We start from the raw sequence: 23,040 nt of genomic DNA on the forward strand, positions 1-23,040 counted from the left end.
GTGTATCAAGCGAAAATAATGGCATTATTATTTGTGGCTGGAGATCAAGGTATCAAAGAAAAAGATTTAGCTGAGCTGTTAGAGATAGATAGTGCTGCATTGAGACAAAATATTGAAGAATTAAAAGTTAAGTTAATAACGGATGCCGATTCTGGTATTCAATTAGCGGAATATAATTCTTTATACAAATTGATTACTAAGAGTGAATTCAGTGAATTATTAACAAAGTATTTTAAATCAGGTTTAGGTAGTAAACTTAGTCAGGCTGCTTTGGAAGTATTGTCGATCATTGCTTATAGACAGCCGATTACACGAATTGAGATTGATGAAATTCGTGGAGTTCAAAGTTCAGGTAGTTTGAATACTTTATTGATGCGTAAATTGATTAAAGAAAATGGTAAAAAGGATGTTCCAGGACACCCAAATCTTTATGTTGTAACCGATGAGTTTTTTGATTATTTTGGAATTAAAAGTTTAGAAGAATTACCAGAAATAGAAAATTTTGAAGATGTTTCAGATATGGGAGATATAGATGGAGAAAGTTAGATTACAAAAGTTTATGGCTGAAGCGGGAGTTGCATCACGTCGTAAGTCGGAAGAATTGATTGCTAAAGGACATGTTAAGGTCAATGGCAAGACAGTGACTGAGATGGGTATAAAGGTTGATAATCGCGACAAAATTGAAGTCGATGGGATGCCACTAGAGGAAGAGAAAAAGCGTTACATTTTGATGTATAAGCCTCGTGGAGTTATTTCAGCAGTTAAAGATGATAAGGGACGTAAAGTTGTCACTGATTTATTGGAAGAAGATGTTGATGAACGAATCTATCCGATCGGTAGACTTGATTATGATACGTCTGGTTTGTTGCTATTAACCAATGATGGAGAATTTGCCAATCATTTGATGCATCCTAGATATCATGTTGAAAAAGCCTATATTGCAAAAGTTGAAGGTTTTCTTTCAACAGAAGAGATTAAGAAGTTAGAAAATGGTATTAAACTAAAAGGATATACAACATCAAAAGCCAAAGTTAAAGTTATGTCTAAGGATAAAAAGAAGAATTCAACAATTGTTAGAATTGTGATTCATGAAGGACATAATCATCAAGTTAAGAATATGTTTGATGCAGTTGGACATAAGGTAGAGAAATTGTCTCGTGAGAGTTATGATTTTCTAACTTTGAATGGACTAGTATCTGGCCAATATCGAGACTTGACTCGTCAAGAGGTTGCTGAGTTGAAGAAGAAATAAAAAATCACCAAAACCTTCACGGTTTTTGGTGATTTTTTGTAGGTTGGTATTAACGGTTAGTATAAAAAGAGCAAATATAGACCAATCAATAGGATTATCAAGAAAACGAGTGGCCTTTTAAGTGTCAGTCTCTGTCCTGATGCTTTTGAGTTACTAATAAAGCCAACAAATCCAAAGATAGCTAAAATAATCAATGCTATACCAATAAATTTAAACATAAAAAATCACCTCGGTTTGGATACAGTAGAAAGATCAATGTCTTTATTATATAGAAAAATACGGAATGGTTTACTAATTTTTTAAAATGATATATTGATGATAAAATAAATGTTATTTTAATTGCTCTGAATTATTAAATGATCAAGATAAACAGTATCAATAACCAAAAGAAATACTCCCTATGAAAACTCTGTAGTTGAACTGTAACAATGACTCTGTTATATTAAAGTCATAAAAATAAATTGGTTTTCAGGGCAGGGTGAGATTCCCGACCGGCGGTGTAGTCCGCGACCCAACGCAAGTTGGTTGAATGGGTCTTAGTATCCCATACCGATAGTTAAAGTCTAGATGGAAGAAAACAGAGTAAGGTCTGTTTTGGTGTGCCCAAAACAGGCCTTTTTCTTTGGAAATCAATTGGAAGAGGTTGATTTTATGGGAAATAGTACGGTCAAGTTTCAAGAGTTTATTGGAGTAGCAATTTTTGCGGCATTAGGGACAATTTTAATGTTCTTTGAGTTCCCAGTCTTATTGTGGATGCCTTTTTTAAAAGTAGATTTAAGCGATGTCGTTACGTTGATTGGTACTTTTGCATATGGACCAGTTGGGGGTACATTAATTGCATTAATAAAGTCAATGGTTCATGTATTGGTGACAGGCAGTGGAATTGGAGGATTAATTGGTAATGGAGCAGCGTTTGTTGGTTCAGTAGCATTATTGTTACCCTTTAATCATTTTTGGACAAAAAATAAAAAGATTTCTGCAGTAATAATTGGAACAATTGTTATGACAGTAGTAATGTCAATTTTAAATTATTTTGTAATCATGCCTTTATATATGAGTGTAATGGGGATGAAACTGAATATGAGTTTGGCTCAATATGTGGCAACTGGGGTAATTCCTTTCAATATTATTAAAGCGTTGATCATTTCTGCGGCCGTAATGATCGTTTATCCACGTATTAAAGGACATTTTTTGATTAAATAGTTAAACTTTATAAATCTTTAAAGAAAAAATTTAAACTTTTATGATATGCTTTAAGAGATAGAAATTAGGAGGTTGGTTTTTAATGGCCGATAATGATAAAAACAATACATCTGGCGATTCCTTTGTTCCTAAATCCACTCAAGGACTAGAAGGATCAGTCAGTCTTGAGGATTTGAAGAAATATCATCTAATTAAAGGTGATGATAATACAACACCAATAAATGATACTGTTTCTGATGATCAAACTTCTAATGATGTTTCTGAATCTGAAGCAAGTGCTGATAATCTTAATACTCAAGCACCTCAATCAGAGGATCATCTTCAATCTGAAGAAAGCAACAATCATTTAAGCGAAGCTAAGCAATCTGGTGAATCGGAGTCTGAGAATAGTGATGTCAAAGATACTAATTTTGTGGCAACACCACCAATTACACCAGTTCAACCAGATCAAGATATAAAACATGATGAAGAATCAGTTAAAGATGACACATCATCAGCAACTGAGGAATCTCAATCGAAGGCTGAAGATGTTAAGCCTTGGGAAAAGAGTTTTGATTCTGATACTGATGATGAGGGACATGTTTCACGTAAGGTTTCTAAAGAAAAACAACGTGGAAATCATACTTTAGTAGTTACTTTAGTTATTGCACTGATTGTCATCATGTTCACACCTGTTGTAATAAATGCTGTCAAGGGCAGTGGTAGCGGTGATTTGGATAGTTCTCAATCAGCCAAATCAGTTGAGAATAAAGATAAATCAACTAAGAGGAAAAAGAGTGCTGCCAAGAAATCAGCGAAGAAATCTACCGCTAAAAAGTCGACAACTGCTAAGACAACAACTAAAGCAAAGAAGACTGATAGTAGTAATTCTAATGCTTCTGCCAATACGAATAACAGTGATACAAACAGCAATACCGCTGCTTCTGATAACAATGCTTCTAATAGTACAAATAATAGTCAGTCAACTGCAAGTAATAATACACAACAAACTGATCAACAAGCATCAAATGGAGCAACAGATAATTCATCAAATTCAACTGACAACAGTTCAAGCGAATCATATTATACGGTTAAAGCCGGTGATAACTGGTTCAGAATTGCTTATAATAACAATTTAACAACTGCTCAATTGAAGAGTTTGAATGGTAATGTTGGAACCTTAACACCAGGTACTACACTAAGAGTTAAATAATTATAATTGGAGGGTCTCTGACAATTTTGTCTGGGCCCTTTTATTAAGGAGAGAAATCAATGCAAATTGCGATAGATGGCCCGGCTTCAGCGGGAAAAAGTACAATTGCTAAACTAATTGCAAAGAATTTGAATTTTGTATATTGTGATACAGGGGCAATGTATCGTACGGTAACTTTACTTGCAAAAAGGAATAATGTGGGTTATGGTGATACTCTCAATATTTTAAAATTAATGTCAGAACATAAAATTCATTTTTTAAATAAAGATGATGGACAACATGTCTTATTAGATGATGAAGATGTTTCCGATGCAATCAGAACTGAAGAAATTACTAACAACGTCTCACAAGTCTCTGCTATCAAGGAAGTTAGAACTGAATTGGTTCAAATGCAAAGAGATATGGCAAATGATATTAATATTGTTATGGATGGTCGTGATATTGGGACAACCGTTTTGCCTAATGCTGAGGTAAAGATATTCCTCATTGCGAGTGTCGAAGTTCGTGCTCAAAGGCGTTTTAAAGAGAATGTTGAGCGTGGTATCAATACGCCTCTAAAAGAACTACAAGATGAGATTGCCGCAAGAGATTACAAAGATTCACATCGGGAAATATCGCCTTTGAAAAAAGCCGATGATGCAATTGAGGTTGATACGTCAGATATGACTATTGAACAAGTTGTTGATCGAGTAACTGAGATAGTTAATGAACACAAATAAGCAGGGAGGCAAAATATGTCTGTTCCAGTAGTTGCGTTAGTAGGACGCCCCAATGTTGGGAAATCTACGATTTTTAATCGAATTATTAATGAAAGACTTTCGATTGTTGAAGATACACCTGGTGTTACCCGTGATCGTATTTATTCACGAGCAAGTTGGCTAGGGAAAGAATTTCGCTTAATTGATACTGGTGGTATTGAAATGAGCGGAGAAAAGATGTCTGTTCAAATTAAGAATCAAGCTGAAATTGCGATTGATGAGGCTGATGTTATTGTCTTTATTACCAATGGTCAGAATGGTGTTACTAAAGAGGATGAGGATGTAGCAAAGATTCTTTACCGCACTAAAAAGCCGATTATTTTGGCAGTAAATAAAGCTGATAATCCTGAACAACGTGAGAGTATCTACGATTTTTATTCACTAGGGTTAGGAGATCCCAATCCAATATCTGGTTCTCAAGGTACTGGTTTGGGTGATCTTTTGGATGAGATTGTTAAGGCATTTCCAAGTGATGATAAAGCTGAAGAAGATGAAACCATTAAATTTAGTTTCATTGGACGCCCTAATGTGGGAAAGTCATCATTAGTTAACGCCATTTTGGGCGATGAGCGGGTTATTGTTTCGGATATGCAAGGTACTACTCGTGATGCTATTGATACAAAGTATCATGATGAGAAACTAGATAAAGATTTTACAATGATTGATACAGCTGGTATTAGAAAACGAGGCAAGGTTTATGAGAATACTGAAAAGTATTCGGTCTTGCGTGCGTTGAGTGCTATCGATAAATCAGATGTTGTTTGTGTTGTTTTGAATGCCGAAGAAGGGATTCGAGAACAAGATAAACGTGTAGCTGGATATGCACATAATGCTGGTAAGGGTGTTATTATTGTTGTTAATAAATGGGATACTTTGAAAAAAGATACTAATACCATGAAGGACTTTGAAAATCAAATAAGAACTGAGTTTCAATATTTGGCTTATGCTCCAATTCTATTTACATCAGCTACTAAAGGTCAGAGATTAGATCAAATCCCAGAATTGGTTGAACGTGTATATGCAAACCGTGATCGTCGTATACAATCATCTGTTCTGAATGATTTATTGTTGCGTGCTACGTCAATTGCACCGACACCATTAGTTAATGGAAAGAGATTACGTATCTACTACATGACTCAGGTTGCAATTCAACCACCAACATTTGTAGTTTTTGTTAATGAAACAGAATTGTTGCATTTCTCTTACGAAAGATTTTTGAAAAATCAATTGAGAGAAACTTTTGACTTTGAAGGAACACCTATTAAGATTTTACCAAGGAAGCGAAAATAGCATATAAAGTGGCTATTTTATCCGTTTTTATAAATATAATTATATTTTATAAGATTTATATTAAAAAATGGCGTAAATGCTTGCCACATCGGCATTGCTATGGTAATTTTGTAAATAGAATAATGAACGCATTAATAAAAGTTCATGTGTTCTAAAATTTTTACAAATTTCCGGAGGTATTCACATATGGCAAATAAAGCTGAACTTATTGATAGTGTAGCTAGTAAAACTGGTTTGACAAAGAAGGATGCAACATCAGCTGTTGATGCAGTCTTCGAAACAATCCAAGAAAACTTATCAGAAGGAAACAAAGTTCAATTGATCGGCTTTGGTAACTTCGAAGTTCGTCAACGTGCTGCTCGTAAGGGTCGTAACCCACAAACTGGCGAAGAAATTAAGATTCCAGCAAGCAAAGTACCTGCATTTAAACCAGGTAAAGCTTTGAAGGATTCAGTTAAATAATTGAATTTTTATATTAAAGGACGGTCAATTTGACCGTCTTTTTTTACGCAAAAATATGGAGGTATAGATTTGAGTAAAGCAGATGAGGTTATAGAAACAATTGATGATGGTGATTTTTCAGATGTAGATAATTTGATACACGAATCATTAAGAGAAGATGATGATCAGACTCAATTTTCTTTGGCTGAAACATTAATGAGCCGAGGACTCTCAGTTCAAGCTAAGACGATTTATGATCATCTTATGATCAATTACCCTAATGAAGGTCAAATTCTCTCTAGACTGGCTGAAATTGCCGTTTCCGATGGTAATAGCGATCAAGCACTTGATTATATTTCACAGATAACTCCGGATTCACCCGCTTATGCTGAAAACCTTTTAGTTTCTGCAGATATTTATCAATCCCAGGGGCTTTATGAGGTTAGTGAACAAAAATTACTTACTGGTATTCGTGAATATCCAGATGAAGAAGTATTCAAATTTGCTTTAGCCGAGGTTTATTTTGATGAAAATAAATTTAGCAAGGCGTTAACGTATTATGACATGCTTTTAGATATGGATATCAAAAACTATTCAGGAATCTCTATTGTCTTGCGAAAGGCCAGTTCATTGGCTGGAGATGGGCAATATGAAGAGGCTATCAGTGAATATGAGAAATTGAATGCTTTGGAATTAAATGAAGATGCTCAATTTCAGTTAGGCTTCTTATACAATCAAGTGAAAAATTATAATAAATCTATTACAATTTTGGAAACACTTTTGGAATCTAATCGAGATTATCCAACAGCATATCCGGTTCTGGCCGAGGATTATTTAAATATTAAGAAAAACTCTGATGCTTTTAAGTATGCACAATTAGGACTTAATTTAAACGAACTAGACGATAGACTTTATCAAATCGCCTTTGATGCAGGTTTAGCCGAAGATTCGTCAGAAGCAATTAAAATAATTGAAACAGGAATTAAAAAAGTTGAAAACCCATTGCCATTGATTATTAAACTTAGTGATTATTATCTTACTAAGGGCCAATTCAAGGCCAATTTGGATCTTTTAGCTGGTAAAGATGTCTCCAATAACCCTAAACTTACTTGGAATTTGGCTAAGTCTCAATTTGAAACGGATGATATTGAGGCTGCCCAGGAAAATATTTTATTGGTCTTAGATGATTTTAAGGATAATTTGGACTATTTGACGGATTTAATTGAGATTTTAAGAAGCACAGGCAATAATGATGTGCTCAAACCGGCATTAGCTTTGTACTTGAAACAAGATCCTGACAATGAATCTATGCAAAGTTTGTGGGATCAATTGCAATAGAAATGTCCGCTTCACTAGTTTTTTATTAAAAATAAATTAATCCAAATTAAGAAAATGTAATTTAACTCTTGCAAAATTAAAATTTCCTGTTAGTATTACATACATAGATTGATTTTGACTTTAATTTAAGTAGTGGTATATCTGAGTGTACAGAGAATTGGCGGTTGGTGTGAGCCATGCAGGATATATTTATAAAATACAAAGTCAAGTCACGTATCCCACGTTTCGGGAATAAAGAGCAAATAAAATTGATCATTTTATTTGAATTTTGGGTGGTACCGCGCAAAAAGCGTCCCTGCATTAATTTATGCAGGGGCGCTTTTTTTATACTCGAAGGAGATACGTAAAGGGAGGAAATAAGAATGAAGTTTATTGAGAAACTTAAAATGCAAGCAACATTTAGTCAAATACTTAACGAAAATGAAGTTAAAAAAGCTAAAAGAAATTATCTTTACCGTCCCTATCAGTGCTTCAAATAGTAAATCTAGTAAAAGACATTTGGGAAAGAATTAGGTGAAGAATATGAAAAAAGTAAATCGTTTAACGTTTTGGGAAAGTTTAATAATTATGTTAGTTATGTTTGGATTATTGGGAACAATGATGATTGTTTGGAAAATGACGCCACAGATTCCAATTTTATTAACGTTTACCTTGCTATTATTTTACGGGAGATTCAGAGGTTTTTCTTGGAAGGAGTTACAAGATGGAATTTCTGAAGGAATCAAGCCAGGAATCATTCCCATGATTATTTTTATTATGATTGGCGTTTTGGTTTCAGCCTGGTCAATGTCTGGTGTTATTCCTACCATTATGGTTTATGGACTAGAATTATTAAATGTTCGATTTTTCTTATTCACAGTTTTTGTTAGTTGTTGTTTAGTCGGAGTGATCGTTGGCAGTTCCTTTACGACTATTAGTACTATGGGAATTGTTTTTATGGGTATTGGTCATGTTATGGGCATTAACGTTGCATTGACTGCTGGTTCAATTGTTTCAGGTGCATTGTTTGGAAATAATATGTCGCCTTTATCCGGAACTACCAACCTTTCAACTGGGATTGCAGGTGTTGATAATGTTTTTGATCACATTAGAACGATTTCCCATACTGCGATTCCGGCAGCTACGATTACAGCGATTATCTTTTTAATTGCTGGACATTCAACGGCCAACCCTAATATGAGTTCAGTTCATCACATCATTAATGCTTTGAACGCTAACTTTTTCATTTCACCTTTAATGTTAATTCCAATTGTTGTTTTGATTGTTTGTGCAATTATACAAATTCCAGCTATTCCTACATTATTGGCTGGATCGATTACGGCGATTGTCATGCATATTATTATTGATCATCCCACGGTCAAGACTATCAGCAATCAGATTATGAATGGTTTTCAATTGAATTCAGCTGATAAAAAGATTAATGCAATTGTAAGTGGTGGTGGTATTACTAGTATGTTAGGTAGTATATCTTTGATTTTAGTTGCTTTAACTTTGGGTGGTGTTTTAATCAAAATGGGTGTAGTCGATAATCTGATTGGTAGATTGAATAGTCAGGTTAATACCCCAGGAAAACTTATTTTAACATCAATGATTAGTGCTATTGGTGTTAACTTCTTAGTTGGAGAACAATATATATCAATTATTTTACCTGGAACTACTTTCAAAGAAAATTTTGATAAGCAGTACATTCAACCAGTATATCTTTCAAGAGTACTTGCTAGTGGTGGTGCTGATATTAACGCTTTGGTTCCATGGGGTGTCACAGGTATATTTATTTCCGGAGTTTTAGGTGTTAGCCCAGTGGTCTTTATCTCTTGTGCCTTTTACGTTTGGTTGAATCCATTATTAACAGTGATTTTTGCATTTGCCTTTGGCAAAAGTTACAGCAAGTCTAGTCAAATCAAATTAGTTGGTAAAGTTGCTGAACAATTAAATTAAAATGTAAAACTTGTCTAAATTAGTTTAACTAATTTAGACAAGTTTTTTTTATGTTTTGTGTAAATAATTTATACATAAACTTTTCAATATCTAAACATTAAATATACTTTTTCTATACAACTTGAATATATGATTATTCCCATGAATGGGAGGAATAATTTTGAAAAGTAGCAAGATAAAAAAGATTTTTTTAATACTAGGAATACTATCTTTAGCAGTTGTTTTTACTGGATGTGGGAAAAAGACCTCGGCTTCGTCAGTTAAGCATATTACTTATTGGCATGTTAATGCCCAGACTCAGGGTGGGGCCACAGTCGATGAGTTGGTTAAAAAATTTAATTCAACTCATAAGAATATTAAAGTGACCGCTAAATATAATCCAGATATGTATAAAGGATTGATGCAGAATTTACAATCGGCTCAAGCCTCAGGGAAAGTTCCAGATGTTGTTCAGGTTGGGTGGGCCTATGATAATTACTTTGCAAGTAATTTTAAATATCTAACGCCAACAGATGCCGCTAAAAATTTTGATGGCAATAGCAAATTCATTGATAGTTCATTTACTAAGAAAACACTATCTTTCGCTAAGGATAGTAATGGAAAATTAGTCGGATTGCCTTATTCATTAAGTACGCCAGTTTTATTTATTAATAAGGATATTTTAAATAAGTATGGTGTTCAAGAAAATTCACTAACAACTTGGGAAGGTGTTAAGGAAGCCTCTAAGAGAATTTATGATCAATCGGGTAAATATGGCTTATATATTCAAGAGCCAGGTGATACATGGGCACAACAAGCAATTATGTTAAGCAATGGTGCGAAGATTCAAAAAAATGGTAAAGCCGATTTTGCTAGTTCAAATGGTGTTAATGCATATAAGTATTATCAAGAAATGGTCAGTGAAAAGTTGGCACTACATACGCCTTGGGCTCAAGGGATAGATTCTTTTGTCAAAGGAGACGTAGCCATGGCATTTACGACAATTGCACAGGCATCCCATATTAAAGAGAGTGCTAGTTTTAACGCTGCCGCAATTGTAGCACCACATTTTAAAGAATATAAAACAGTAGTTCCAGTGGGTGGATCAATGTTAGCAATTACAGCTCAAGATTCAGAACAACAAAAAGCAGCTTGGAAATTTGAAAAATGGATGTATTCGGCCGAGTCTGCAGTAACTTGGAGCAAGGGAACTGGTTATCTACCTGCGACCCAGGCAGCCCTGAAATCAAATGACTTTAAGGATTATACAAATGCTAACCCTATGCTTAAACCAGCAGTTAAGACATTAGATAATGCTGTTCCATGGACATCGTTTCCTAAAAAAGGATTGCAAGCAGAACAAACAATGATTGATGCCAGAGATAAGATACTCTCAGGTAGTGATATTTCTTCAACTTTGAAAGCAGCACAGGACAAGATAAATGCACAACAAGAATAAAAGGATATTACCATTTCTTTACCTACTACCAACGGCAATTTTATTACTTGTATTTATGATAATTCCAATTATATATACATTTTACTTAAGCTTTTTTGATTGGAATTTGATAGCACCTACGAAGGAATTTGTGGGTTTTAAAAATTATATAGATGTGTTTATTGACCCAATTAATCAGAAGGTCATATTGAACACAATAATATATATTGTCTTTTTAATTATTCTAAATTTTTTGATACCATATTTTATTTCATTAATTGTAAAGTTTTTCATCAATAAGATGCAAAAGACCTACAAAATATTATTTTTTATTCCTAGTCTTTTTTCATTAGTAGTTGGTGCAATGATATTTACTTGGATGCTAAATCCTGTTTCGGGGCCGATTGCATTTATATTAAAAAATATTGGTATCTCAATGCCTAACTGGTCTAATTCGGGTATCTTAGCAATTACTGTCATTTGTTTTATTACTAACTGGAAAGTATTTGGCTACAATTTTATTCTTTTACTGACGGGGTTAGGATCGATCCCTCAAAATATAATTGATGCCGCTAAAATTGATAGGATTCCTAAATGGCGTTTAATTTTTAATGTAGTGTTGCCAATGAATCGAGGCATTAGTGTGTATGTTTTGATATTAACTATTGTTCAGGGATTGCAATATGTTTTTACACCTATAAATGTAATAACTACAGGAGGGCCTTATTACGGATCTTCCAATATGATTTATCAAACATATTTAAATGCCTTTGTTTTATACAAAACAGGAACTTCTTCGGCTCTAGCAATTGTAACTTTCATTATATTTCTAATATTATTATTTATTGAAATTCGTTTTGTAGAAGGTAGGTCTGACAAATATGTTTGATAAAGGAAAAATCAATTATTGGCACTTATTATTGATATTAGTTGTATTAATAGCGATTTTGCCAATTCTTTTCATGGTATCTAATTCATTTAAAACTCTACGCGATTCATACAATACGATGCTAAGTTTAATTCCTTTACGACCAACTTTGAATAATTATTTGATGTTGAATAGACAAGTAAATCTTTTAACTTTAACATGGAATACTTTTTTGATGGCAGCTATAGTAACAATTGGAAAATTATTAACTGGTCTATTAACAGCATATGCGTTTAGAAGTTATCGTTTTAAAGGCAAAATGTTTGTATATCTTATTTTCGTATCAACTATCTTTGTCCCTTTTACGATTATAATGATTCCGAACTACCTAGTAATAGCCAAGTTGAACCTTCTGAATAATGTTCTTGGTGTTGCTTTACCTCAATTATGTGATGCCACAGGAATAATGATTTTTTTAAAAACAATGGAAAAAATTCCTAATACATTAATTGATGCTGCCAAAGTAGATAATATTCCTAATCGAAAGATTTTTTTTAACATTGTTATTCCAATTTTAAAACCAAGTATTGTCAGTGTTGGAGCAATTTTCTTCATTAATTCCTGGAATGAATATGTATGGCCTACATTAATTTTAAAAGACAAAGCTAGTTTTACTTTGCCATTGGCCTTGCAAAATTATATTTCTAGTGAGGGCGGGACTAATTTTCCTTTAGCAATGGCATTATCAACAATCATGGTCATTTTGCCATTGATTATTTATCTGATTTTTCAAAAATATATTCTTAATAGCATCAGTACTAGTGGATTAAAGTAGGAGGAATCTATGGGTGAGAATAATGCTACGATTGAATTAAAACAAATATCAAAACAATTTAAAGATAATAAAATAATTAATGAATTAAATCTTTCTATTCAAGCCGGTGAGTTTTTAGTTTTATTAGGACCGTCAGGTTGTGGGAAATCAACAACTTTAAGAATGATTGCTGGTCTAGAAGAACCAACAACGGGGGATGTTCTCATCAATGGGAAAAAATTAAAACAAATTGATGAAGATGGACATACAGTTGCGATGGTTTTCCAAGATTATGCACTTTACCCAAATATGACAGTCTATCAAAATTTAGAATATGCTTTGAAAGTTCATAAAATTCCTGTACAAAGTCGACGATCAAGAATTGAAGCGGTTTTGAAAATATTAAATTTAACAAACTATAAGAATCGATTACCTTCACAATTGTCTGGTGGACAGAAACAACGTGTTGCAGTTGGTAGAGGGATGGTAAAAAAAAGTAAGATTTTTTTGCTTGATGAACCATTGTCAAATATTGATATTCAATTACGCGAAAAGGCCCGAGATGAGATTCAAAATATGCATTTAGAAAATCGACAGACAATTGTGTATGTTACGCATGATCAATTAGAAGCTATGGCTTTGGGAGATCGGATAGCAGTAATGGATCAGGGGATTATTCAAATGATTGATACACCTGAGAATATTTATAATAAACCGACTAATCTCTTTGTTGCCAAATTTATTGGAACACCTCAAATCAATATAATTGAAATTGAATTAAATAATGGCCAAGTATTATTTAATAACAAACCAATTATGAAACCCTCTACATATAAACTGGATTCTAAAAAATACTATTTGGGAATTAGACCTGAAAACTTTTCTTGTTCTAAAACAGAAAGAAACGAATTTAGTTTTGAGGTTATGGTTGATAATATTATTGATTATGGAAGGTTCGTTCAACTGAGTTTAATTACAAAAGATAATGAGTATTTGAAAGCGACGGTAAATAAATTTGATTTTCAAAAAGGTGAGACCATCAATGTGACCTTGGATCAATCGACAAGTATTATATTTGATCAAACAACGGGAAAAAATTTATATTGGGGAAACTATGAGTAAATATAAAATAGTTCAAATTACTGACACTCATTTGACACCAGAAGGGTCTGAAGCAGCAAATAATCAAAAGATCGATCCTTATTTAAAATTAAATAGTATCTTTATGGATATTGATAAAATGCCAAAGAAACCTGATATGATCGTTATAACCGGTGATCTTATTCATGAGGGCAAATCGAATGATTATAATAACTTAGCTAAATTGATTAAGCGTCAAAAAAGCAGACTTGATATTCCTATTCACGTTATTTTGGGAAATCATGATCGCACTGAATCTTTCTTCAAAGGTTTTCTTAATCAGCAATGTGCAGATAAATATTATTATCTAATTGAAACTGAAGCGGACAACTTTTACTTTTTAGATAGTAAATTTGGAAATTATGAACAAGGCTATATTGGTCAAGAACAATTGAAGTGGTTGAAAATCAATCTAGAAAATAATAAAAAGGATTCGATTATATTTCTTCATCATCCTATAGATGGACCGGCGATTCATCATATGAGATATAGCATTTTGCAGGATGGTGCTGAGTTAATGAAAGTGATTAAGGATAGTTCTGTAAAGGCCGTATTTTCAGGACATATTCATTTTGAGACATCTTTTACGAAGAACAATATTTTATTACATTCAACTGATTCTAGTGCTTATCATATTGATTGTGATAATAAGCATAGGCATTTGATTTATGATGCAGCTTATTATGATGTGATTACGATTGAAGATGGTGAGATTGGCACGGAAACACGATGTCTTTATGAGGGACAAGATGTTATTAACTATGTTGATGTAGAAAATACTGATTTTGTTAATGAAGAAATTTTGTAATTAATTATTATAATAAAAAGCAATTCTACAATTTTGCTTGTATGAAGTGAACCCTTAGTTTGGATATAAAGCCAAACTAAGGTTTTTTTATAACTAATTTAAATTTTAGAATGACATAGGAATCCAAAATACACAAAAATATATATAAAAGTCGACCTCATTCAGTCCATAATTGAATGAGGTCGACTTTTATAAGTGATAGATGTATCAAGATGAAATGAAGTAAGATAGCAATTATGCTAATTTTGATTACAAAATAGTGATAATAATTGTTTCTTTACCTCTAATGCTTGGAAGGAAAGTGGCCACTGGCTACTTTGATAAAGATAAAAATTAATGGTATATGGTATGGGAAGTGGGAAAAACTCGACAGAATGTGTGTCTAAGAGTTCTTGTTCTAGTGAAGTAAGTAGAGCAACACCTTGCCCACTATCAATTAGTTTATAAAGACCGAGGCTATCTGGGCAATAGACGTAATGAGGCTTGATTTTTAATAAATCAGCAATTCTGTGAGTTGTTTCGCAATGTGAAGGATGGTCACTCATCAATAAAAAACTAAATTCATTGAGCTCTTGAGTTGAAAACACTTGTTCATTTGATGGTACTTGTTTTCTACTGATTGCTATTTTGAAATCCAATGTAGTAAGTAATTGTTGATCAAATTCCGAACTATCAACAATCGAGGAGCTAATAACAAAATCAAGATCGTGTTGTAATAGTTGATTGAACAAGGTTAATGTTGAATCATATGAAAATCTTGGGATTGTCTGGTTGTAACATGGTGTAGATTGTTGATATTTAAAAATGAATGAAGAACTAGAAGTACCAACCTTAATAGTAGGATTAGTGATTGAATCACATAGCGGTAGTTGAATTTTCTGTGCTTCAATCATAATTTTAGAAATAGAGGGTAAGATACTTTGACCCTGCTTGTTAAGTTGCAATCTTCTCCCGATTCTGTTGAATAAAGGATATCCAAGTTCGTTCTCTAAACTTTTTAGAGCGGTGCTTAGTGAAGAAATACTAACGTGCAATTCCTCAGCAGCCTTTGAGAGACTATTATATTTTGCAATGACATAAAAATATTCTAATTTTTCGATTATCATGACAAGATTCTTCCTTTATAGCGGTATAAAACTAATATGATATTTTTTAGGCCGTCGCAATTTAATAATTAAGTAAAAGTCTAATATTCTTTAAATTAATTTAGGCTTTTGATAGGCATTAGTACGAGCAATTAATTCATTAGTGATTTCTTCGATGATGTCAATAATATTTCGAATTGTACGGTCTTGACGTGCAACATTAATTTGATAAATCTTAGCAATACGACCGGGATCTGTATCTAATAAAATAATGCGATCGGATAGTTGTACGGCTTGCTGGATATCGTGAGTAATCATCACAATTGATTTTGTGGCAATTTGGTTATCCAACCAAATTGTAATTAAATCGTTTGCAAGTTGTTTTGAAGTAACAACGTCTAAAGCAGAGAAAGGTTCATCAAGTAATAGTAGACTTGGTTCGGTGGCTAAGGCACGTGCGAAGCCTACACGTTGTTTCATACCACCTGATAATTCCCGTGGGTAAGACTGTTCATAACCAGAAAGGCCAATCATTTTGACTAGATTAGCAACTCGATGATCACGTTGTGTAGGAGATAGATCACGATTACTTTGAAGTCCAAATGCAATATTCTGATTAACTGTTAACCAAGGAAATAATGCAAAGTGTTGAAAAACCATACTGATATTTGCGTCCGGTTTTGAAATTACTTTATTTTCAAAGACAATTTTTCCTTGAGTAGGTGTTAGTAAACCAGCGATACTGCGCAATAAAGTAGATTTACCAGCACCTGATTGGCCAATGATACTTACAAATTCATTGGTTTCAACTGAAAAATTAATATCTTTAAGTACTTTTAAGTTGGGATGATTTCCTTTAATTGGAAATTCCTTATAAACAGATTCAACTGTTAATAATGTTTTATTATCCATTTTAATATCCTCCTAGTAATGATATTTTTCGCGAGCAAATTTATAAAGTGGTTGCCAAATGAAAGCAATGCATAAACCGACAACAAAACACATTGCCAAGGTACCTAAAGCAGATTTATTTTGAATGCCATTGTTTGTGGCAATGTATTGACCCAAACCGGTAACTTCAATTTTATGAGCACCCCACTGAATACTTTCAGCGGCGATATCGGCATTCCAAGCAGCTCCAGCTGCATTAATGATAGCCGTAATAATATAAGGTAAAATTGACGGAATCAAATATTGCGTCCACCAGCGCCATTTAGTGATTTTGAAAATATGAGTGACATCTTTTATGTCAGTTGGGATAGCTAGATAACCCCCAATTACGTTGAAGAAGAAATACCATTGACAACCAACCATTATTAACGGTAGAACCCACCATTCTAATTGATTATGTCCTAGTGTGATAAAAATGACGATTAATGGTGTATATACATTAGAAGGAATAGATCCAATAACCTGACCAATTGGTTGGATCCAGCTTAAACGTCGCGTATTATCGGCGACCCAAACGGCTAAAGGAATAAAGATTACCCCTGAAATTATCATTGCTAAAGCTACACGTAAAGTCGTGTAGTAAGTTAGTTTTGGAATTATTGCGAAATCCTGGTGAGGTAAAAAGGCATAGAGCTTAATTACTGACCAGATACCAACAATGGTCAAACCAACATACCAAAGAGTCACTAAAAAAGGCGTTATTTATTTAAGTATTTAAAAATAATATTTAGTTTTAAAATGTACCAAATGCGAGGTAAACTATAAAGCCACCAATTTTTGAATTGATTAATTATTTTTAAACAAAATTGTCCAAGTGTTGAGGGTTGAACTAGATCATAAATAATTGACTTAGGTGGTTGTGATTTGCCGGTCCCGTTATCATATTTAAAATAAAAACTAGCCTTTATTAGTGGTTGAAAAATTAAAAAGTTAAGGATAAGAATGTTGATTAATAATGCGAGGACAGCCCAAATACAGGCTTTATAATCTGCACGATCAAGTGCTATTTGGATATAGGAACCAATACCGGGTAATATTAAAGTTGTATTCCTAGGTATTGCTACAGTAGCTTGTTCACTAGCTACCAGTGCAAACCAAGCAGCAGTTTGTGAGATAACTACATTCCAAAGCAAACCAGGAATAGAATAAACAAATTCCAAGCGCCAAAATTTTTCCCAGGCACTGCATTTGAATTGGGTAACAACATCTAATAGATCATCGGGCACTACTTCCATGGTTTGATATAACGTCAAAACAATATTCCAAACTTGGCCAGTGAAAACTGCGAAGATTGCTAATGCCTCTACACCTAAAACATTGCCAGGAAATAAGCCTAGTAGCCAAGCAGTCGTGAAAGTTAAAAAACCAAGTAGTGGGACTGACTCTAAGAAATTGACTAAAGGCAAAATAATACGACGGGCCGTTTTATAACGAGCGGCTAGAACACCAAAAATGATAGAGAAGAGAAAAGACCAAAGCATACCTATGATCATACGAAACATGGTTCGCATTGAATAGTAGACTAAGTGACTAATGGATAAAAAATCATTAGTATGACTGACCTTCGCTAGAGAGTTTTGGGAAGGTAAAGTTGAAATTGGTCGATTCATTTCAAGTAATGAAGCAATTATAATTATTACAAATAATGCGATAATTCCAATTAAAATTAAATTCCCTAAGATATTGCGCCGGTTACGCTGACGTATATCGTGATTAAATGAAAACATAAAAAAAGCCTCCTTATTTATCATATGGAAGGCGGCAAACTTAAATAAGCGTGAATCGCAACCACTTAATTGAGCTTTGGCTCTCTGAAACGTAAGACTTAATCTAGTTATCTTGGAAAAGCCTTAATTCGACAATTCCTGCTTTACTCGTTACTGTCTCTCGACATTTCCGAGCGATAACCTGTGTTTTCAGAGTAACCTCACCTAATATGATTATTCTAATGGTTATCATAAGAGTTTTAAAAATAATGTCAATAGGAAATATAAAAGTAAATAATTTAATTAATAGATATACAACTATTTGCTTGGATACGTAATAGGTTTTTTAAAATTTGTAAAAGGAGCCATATCGTAGTATTTACTATTAATTGGGTGCATAGGATAAATACTTTTAAACATTGATAGTTGTTTTTGAAATAGTTTAACGGCTATGATTCAAACTAGTAAATTAGACTAGGAAGATGAACTATGATGAATAAAAGTCAAAAAGTAATTATTGCTATAGTAACCGTGTTAGTTATTTTAATAGGGGGGATGACAAGATATGTATCATCGTCAAGTAATCATTTGAAACAAGTGGTAAGTAAGGGATATTTACCCATTAAAAATGATTACAAAGGAAAAAATAGCAAAACTAGCGAATCCTTTTTAATTATGGGATTAGATAATACCATCGAAAGAAAATTAGGTACTACTAGAACAGATTCGTTAATGGTCGTTACGATTAATCACAAAACTAAAAAAATAACATTTTGCAGTTTACCTCGGGATAGTTTTGTAAAGATTGATGCGGATAAATATCATGGTATGCAAAGGGTAGAAGTTGCATACACTTATGATGGACCAACAGCTTCAGTCAATACTGTTCAAAAATTATTGAATATACCAATTGATCATTATTATGTTTTTAATTTCTTGTCTTTTGTTAAGATTATTGATGCGATTGGTGGCGTTGATATTAATGTAAAACATGATTTTGTTGGTGTTACTAAGGATGGGTCTGGAGGTATAGTTTTTAAAAAGGGTAAACAACATGTTAATGGACTTAAGGCCCTCTCTTATGCACGCGAAAGACACAGTGATAATGATATTATGCGTGGCTATCGTCAACAAGAAATAATTCAAGCAGTAGAGAAAAAACTAAAATCACCTCAAACTATTACCAAAATTCCTGGAATAGTTGATGCAATTGACCATAATATTCAAACTAATATTAATTCAAATGAACTTGATAAACTGATTAAAAATGCCCCAGAATATGCGAATTATAAAAAACAACGGATTACCTTCGATTGGCGAACGTTTAGTAACCAAGGACGGAGCATGATTGAACTTTACCCAGATAGTATCAGCAATGTTAGTCATCAATTAAGAGTTTCCTTAGGTTTATCAAATGCGGATTATCGCGATAAAGCACAGTATCAATTTCATACAAATGGAAATTATCTTTTCCAAAGTGATTATACGGTCCAAGATAAGTTCGATGAAGATAGTGAATCAACTAGCATTAATGGAAATAATTATGTTGGAATTAATGGAAATACCAAAACAGGTCCATTACCAACGACTAAAACAAAAAATGGCTTTGTTACCAAATAATTGATTTATCGAATATATTGACGCTGAAGATATTGAGTTTGTTGAAGAAGTTCTTAATTGAATAAACAAAAAGCAGATCCTGAAGTGCCCTAAAATTGTTAGACATAATCTAACAACTTTAGGAGCACTTTTTTTATGACCAAATACTCTTCAGAATTCAAAGTTAAACTAGTAAACGAATATTTTGATGGAAAAATCTCTATACTTGGATTATCAAAAAAATATGGAATGCCCAACGAATCACCGATTTATCGCTGGGTCCATGAAGCGGAGGCAAATGGACTTAATTATTTGATAACTAAAAAATCTCATAAAGACTATTCTCAAGATTTCAAATTATCCGTGGTAGAATATTATAAATTACATGAGATCAGTCGCCTTGATACTGCAATTTATTTCAAAATATCACCTAGCCAGGTTAATTCATGGATATATAGATACAATCACTATGGTGTTATTGGATTAAGGCGTCGTCCCAGAGGGAGACGACCGTTAATGGCCAAGAAAAAGAAGAAACAAACACGTTTAAATTCCACAAAAGAAGAGAAATATAAACAAGAAATTCTTGATCTAAAAGCTAAACTACACGATGCCGAAATGGACCGTGATATTTTAAAAGTACTAAAGACCTTGCGAGAAAACGATCCCAACTCGAAAAAGCAAAATTAGTCAAATCATTACTTAAAAAATACAAGTTGAACGAGTTATTAACTAAGGCCAGTCTGCCAAGATCAACTTATTATGAACGCCTTAGTAAAACTTATAAAACAGATAAATACGCTCAATTAAAAGAGTTCATTGTTAAAACATATCACGATTCAAACTCAACCTACGGTTATCGTCGAATCTGGAAAGAATCCCTCAAGCTTGGATTCAAGAATTCTCCAGAAACAATTCGGCATTTAATGACCAAACTTAAATTAAAAATAGTTATTTTTTCAAAACATACATCTGGCTACTGTTCCTATAAAGGTAACCTTGGAAAAATAGCTCCTAATACAATCAAACAAAAATTCACTGAGACAGAACCATTAAAAGTATTACATACGGATATAACTCAAATACGCTTGCATAAAGACAAATGGGATTATATATCCGACGTGCTGGACCAGGCCAGCGGCGAAATATTATCTTATTCAATAAGTTTGAGCCCTAATAAATTACTAATATTAGATACTCTAGAAAAATTGAAGCAAAATATAGTTCCCTCTTTAAAGCCAATCCTTCACTCTGATCAAGGATGGCATTATCAACTTAAATATTATCGAGATACCCTAAAAACAATGGGTATTGAACAAAGTATGTCTCGGAAAGGCAATTGTCACGACAATGCCCCAATTGAGAGTTTCTTTAATCTGCTCAAAAGAGAATGTCTTTATAGGTATAATATCGATGACCTAACCGAATTAAAGAACTTAGTCGCTAAATATATCAATTGGTACAACAATAAACGTATTTCTTTAAAGAAAAATGGATTGTCCCTTGTAGAATACAGGGAACAATCCATGATTTTTTAAAACTTATAAAAATGTCTAACTTTTTTATTGCACTTCAACTTCAGAGATCTGCTTTTTGTTTATCTTTTTTCTTTACCTGCCACCATACTGATGATGAAGACAACGGAATTAAGAAGGAGGGCAGAGAAGGTTAGCCAATCAATGCCACAAATGGCACCAATCCAAATACCGATTAATGAAATCAAAAGAATTATATCTACCATATTTATCGAACGCCAGAAAATTTGATTTATTTTTTGAAGATCCATTACATCTGGTATTCTCTCACATCCTTATTTAATTCCATTATATATTTTTTTAGGAAAACGTATACAAGGAACCCTTAAATAATTATTATATTTTCTTAAAATAGCCGTTGAAAATAATCACTGAATATGGCCTAGGAAACTAGTAAGGTAGAGTTGATTATTGGTATATAATAGTAATTAAATAATTATTATCAAAATTAAAGAATTGAGGTAAATGTATGCAAATCAAACAACTTCCTGCAGATTTTAAAGAGGCACTGCCTGTATTAGAAAAAATTGAACAAGCTGGATTTGAAGCTTATTTCGTTGGAGGAAGTGTGCGCGACCACATATTAGGATTGCCTATCCATGATGTTGATATTGCTACGAGTGCTTATCCGAAAGAAATTAAGGAAATATTTAAACGTACTGTTGATACAGGAATACAACATGGTACTGTTACAGTTTTAATGGGTGATGATTCTTATGAGATCACTACTTTTAGAACTGAATCAGGTTATCAGGATTTCCGAAGACCGGATAAGGTAACCTTTGTTAGGTCACTAGAAGACGATTTGAAGCGTCGTGATTTCACTATTAATGCATTAGCAGTTGATTGCAATGGTAATGTGATTGATAAATTCGATGGTTTACAAGATTTGGATAAAAAAATAATTCGGGCTGTTGGTAAACCTGAGGAACGTTTCCATGAGGATGCGTTAAGAATGATGCGGGCGGTAAGATTTCAAGCACAGCTGAACTTTAAAGTAGAAGTTAAAACTGCACAAGCAATCTCTGATAACGCACCGTTATTAAAAAAAATAGCTGTTGAACGGATCAGAGAAGAGTTTATAAAAATGATGATAAGCCAGACTTGGCAAGCAGGTTTTGATGATTTCTTGAAATTAGGTCTATCACAATTTTGTCCAGACTTTTCAAATCATAAAACTGAACTTTTAGATTTGTTAAAGATAAATGACCAGATATTTGAAGATGAGGATCAAGCTTGGAGTGCTTTAGGATTTGTTTTGAATTTAAATCATCAAGAATTTAATAAGTTACTAAGGGACTGGAAAGTTTCAAATAAAACTAGAGAGACTAGCCTTAATACTTTGAATATGTTGCATCTTTTTGAAAATCAAGATTTGGATCTTTGGAATATTTATAAATTGGGTGTTGGTAATTTTGAGAGAGTAATTAAGCTATGCCAAATGTTTGAAATTGAATTTGATTATACAAAATTAAAAGAACAAGTTAATAATATTCCGATTAAAAATAATCATGATTTGGCCTTAACGGGTAAAGATGTTTGTGAAATTTTGGATGTGAAACCAGGTCCAATTATTGGTAAGTCGATGTCTCGAATAGAGCGGTCTGTCGTAGAAGGAAACGTTTCCAATAATTTTGATGATTTAAGACATTATTTGTTAATTAATCAATAATGCTGTGGTATCATGAAAATAGTAAGTATTTTA

General features: G+C 33.1%; 20 protein-coding genes, 2 pseudogenes and 2 riboswitches. Of the genes and pseudogenes, 18 read left to right on the plus strand and 4 right to left on the minus strand.

All coding sequences use genetic code 11. The features are described from left to right. The 14 genes from scpB (at nucleotide 1) to CBP76_RS06770 (ending at nucleotide 14,459) form a co-directional block, all read left to right on the plus strand. Nucleotides 1–546, plus strand: coding sequence for an SMC-Scp complex subunit ScpB (scpB, locus tag CBP76_RS06705; RefSeq protein WP_245865655.1), 546 nt, complete (start codon nucleotides 1–3; stop codon nucleotides 544–546). Further along, complete coding sequence (locus CBP76_RS06710; RefSeq protein ID WP_102196164.1) at nucleotides 533–1,252, plus strand: pseudouridine synthase; 720 nt, start codon at nucleotides 533–535, stop codon at nucleotides 1,250–1,252. Before scpB ends, CBP76_RS06710 begins: the two co-directional genes overlap by 14 nt. A 460-nt stretch (nucleotides 1,253–1,712) precedes the next feature. Continuing rightward, a riboswitch (FMN riboswitch) is annotated at nucleotides 1,713–1,835 on the plus strand. Nucleotides 1,836–1,903: 68 nt separating this feature from the next. Next, a complete protein-coding gene (locus CBP76_RS06715; protein WP_102196165.1) occupies nucleotides 1,904–2,455 on the plus strand; it encodes an ECF transporter S component in 552 nt (183 codons plus the stop codon). Between the two features lie 82 nt (nucleotides 2,456–2,537). Next, nucleotides 2,538–3,647 (plus strand): LysM peptidoglycan-binding domain-containing protein, encoded by a 1,110-nt coding sequence (locus CBP76_RS06720; RefSeq protein WP_102196166.1) that lies wholly within the window; start codon nucleotides 2,538–2,540, stop codon nucleotides 3,645–3,647. A gap of 59 nt (nucleotides 3,648–3,706) precedes the next feature. Beyond that, nucleotides 3,707–4,366, plus strand: a complete 660-nt coding sequence (gene cmk, locus CBP76_RS06725; RefSeq protein WP_102196167.1) for a (d)CMP kinase — start codon at nucleotides 3,707–3,709, stop codon at nucleotides 4,364–4,366. A 15-nt stretch (nucleotides 4,367–4,381) separates the two neighbouring features. Continuing rightward, nucleotides 4,382–5,695, plus strand: coding sequence for a ribosome biogenesis GTPase Der (gene der / locus CBP76_RS06730; protein ID WP_102196168.1), 1,314 nt, complete (start codon nucleotides 4,382–4,384; stop codon nucleotides 5,693–5,695). Between the two features lie 186 nt (nucleotides 5,696–5,881). Beyond that, nucleotides 5,882–6,157, plus strand: a complete 276-nt coding sequence (locus CBP76_RS06735; protein WP_010019909.1) for an HU family DNA-binding protein — start codon at nucleotides 5,882–5,884, stop codon at nucleotides 6,155–6,157. Between the two features lie 69 nt (nucleotides 6,158–6,226). Further along, entirely contained in the window at nucleotides 6,227–7,474 is a 1,248-nt protein-coding gene (locus tag CBP76_RS06740) for a tetratricopeptide repeat protein (protein ID WP_102196169.1), read from the plus strand. 522 nt (nucleotides 7,475–7,996) lie between these two features. Next, nucleotides 7,997–9,412: a Na+/H+ antiporter NhaC gene (gene nhaC / locus CBP76_RS06745; RefSeq protein WP_102196170.1), complete on the plus strand. Its 1,416-nt coding sequence runs from the start codon at nucleotides 7,997–7,999 to the stop codon at nucleotides 9,410–9,412. Nucleotides 9,413–9,572: 160 nt separating this feature from the next. Next, entirely contained in the window at nucleotides 9,573–10,850 is a 1,278-nt protein-coding gene (locus CBP76_RS06750; protein WP_245865658.1) for an ABC transporter substrate-binding protein, read from the plus strand. Nucleotides 10,851–11,037: 187 nt separating this feature from the next. Beyond that, nucleotides 11,038–11,718, plus strand: coding sequence for a carbohydrate ABC transporter permease (locus CBP76_RS06755; protein WP_342746075.1), 681 nt, complete (start codon nucleotides 11,038–11,040; stop codon nucleotides 11,716–11,718). After that, nucleotides 11,711–12,532, plus strand: coding sequence for a carbohydrate ABC transporter permease (locus CBP76_RS06760; RefSeq protein ID WP_102196173.1), 822 nt, complete (start codon nucleotides 11,711–11,713; stop codon nucleotides 12,530–12,532). Before CBP76_RS06755 ends, CBP76_RS06760 begins: the two co-directional genes overlap by 8 nt. A 9-nt stretch (nucleotides 12,533–12,541) precedes the next feature. Continuing rightward, nucleotides 12,542–13,633, plus strand: coding sequence for an ABC transporter ATP-binding protein (locus tag CBP76_RS06765; RefSeq protein WP_102196174.1), 1,092 nt, complete (start codon nucleotides 12,542–12,544; stop codon nucleotides 13,631–13,633). After that, on the plus strand, nucleotides 13,626–14,459 hold the full coding sequence (locus CBP76_RS06770; protein WP_102196175.1) for a metallophosphoesterase family protein: 834 nt from the start codon (nucleotides 13,626–13,628) through the stop codon (nucleotides 14,457–14,459). The genes CBP76_RS06765 and CBP76_RS06770 overlap by 8 nt, the downstream gene beginning before the upstream one ends. A 239-nt stretch (nucleotides 14,460–14,698) precedes the next feature. Here the strand turns inward: CBP76_RS06770 and CBP76_RS06775 are convergent, their stop codons facing one another. From CBP76_RS06775 to CBP76_RS06785, 3 genes and pseudogenes are all read right to left on the minus strand, one after another. Then, complete coding sequence (locus CBP76_RS06775; protein ID WP_102196176.1) at nucleotides 14,699–15,565, minus strand: LysR family transcriptional regulator; 867 nt, start codon at nucleotides 15,563–15,565, stop codon at nucleotides 14,699–14,701. A 90-nt stretch (nucleotides 15,566–15,655) separates the two neighbouring features. Continuing rightward, entirely contained in the window at nucleotides 15,656–16,456 is an 801-nt protein-coding gene (locus tag CBP76_RS06780) for an ABC transporter ATP-binding protein (protein ID WP_102196177.1), read from the minus strand. A 12-nt stretch (nucleotides 16,457–16,468) separates the two neighbouring features. Further along, a pseudogene (locus tag CBP76_RS06785) lies at nucleotides 16,469–18,222 on the minus strand (ABC transporter permease subunit). Nucleotides 18,223–18,277: 55 nt separating this feature from the next. Beyond that, a riboswitch (M-box (ykoK) riboswitch) is annotated at nucleotides 18,278–18,441 on the minus strand. Between the two features lie 252 nt (nucleotides 18,442–18,693). Between CBP76_RS06785 and CBP76_RS06790 the strand changes: the two are divergent. The 3 genes and pseudogenes from CBP76_RS06790 to CBP76_RS06800 all read left to right on the plus strand — a co-directional run. Further along, nucleotides 18,694–19,821: an LCP family protein gene (locus CBP76_RS06790; RefSeq protein WP_102196202.1), complete on the plus strand. Its 1,128-nt coding sequence runs from the start codon at nucleotides 18,694–18,696 to the stop codon at nucleotides 19,819–19,821. 135 nt (nucleotides 19,822–19,956) lie between these two features. After that, nucleotides 19,957–20,490, plus strand: a complete 534-nt coding sequence (locus CBP76_RS06795) for a helix-turn-helix domain-containing protein (protein WP_102196178.1) — start codon at nucleotides 19,957–19,959, stop codon at nucleotides 20,488–20,490. 5 nt (nucleotides 20,491–20,495) lie between these two features. Continuing rightward, a pseudogene (locus CBP76_RS06800) lies at nucleotides 20,496–21,338 on the plus strand (IS3 family transposase); the annotation flags it as partial. 59 nt (nucleotides 21,339–21,397) lie between these two features. On the opposite strand, the gene CBP76_RS13170 reads toward CBP76_RS06800, so the two are convergent. Continuing rightward, nucleotides 21,398–21,586 carry a hypothetical protein gene (locus CBP76_RS13170; RefSeq protein ID WP_102196180.1) on the minus strand — a complete coding sequence of 63 codons (189 nt, stop codon included), beginning with the start codon at nucleotides 21,584–21,586 and terminating at the stop codon, nucleotides 21,398–21,400. A 218-nt stretch (nucleotides 21,587–21,804) separates the two neighbouring features. On the opposite strand from CBP76_RS13170, the gene CBP76_RS06810 reads away from it, so the two are divergent. Then, nucleotides 21,805–23,007 carry a CCA tRNA nucleotidyltransferase gene (locus tag CBP76_RS06810; RefSeq protein ID WP_102196181.1) on the plus strand — a complete coding sequence of 401 codons (1,203 nt, stop codon included), beginning with the start codon at nucleotides 21,805–21,807 and terminating at the stop codon, nucleotides 23,005–23,007. Nucleotides 23,008–23,040: the final 33 nt, after the last annotated feature.

The organism is Companilactobacillus nuruki, from assembly GCF_002872255.1.
Taxonomy (GTDB): Bacteria; Bacillota; Bacilli; order Lactobacillales; family Lactobacillaceae; genus Companilactobacillus; species Companilactobacillus nuruki.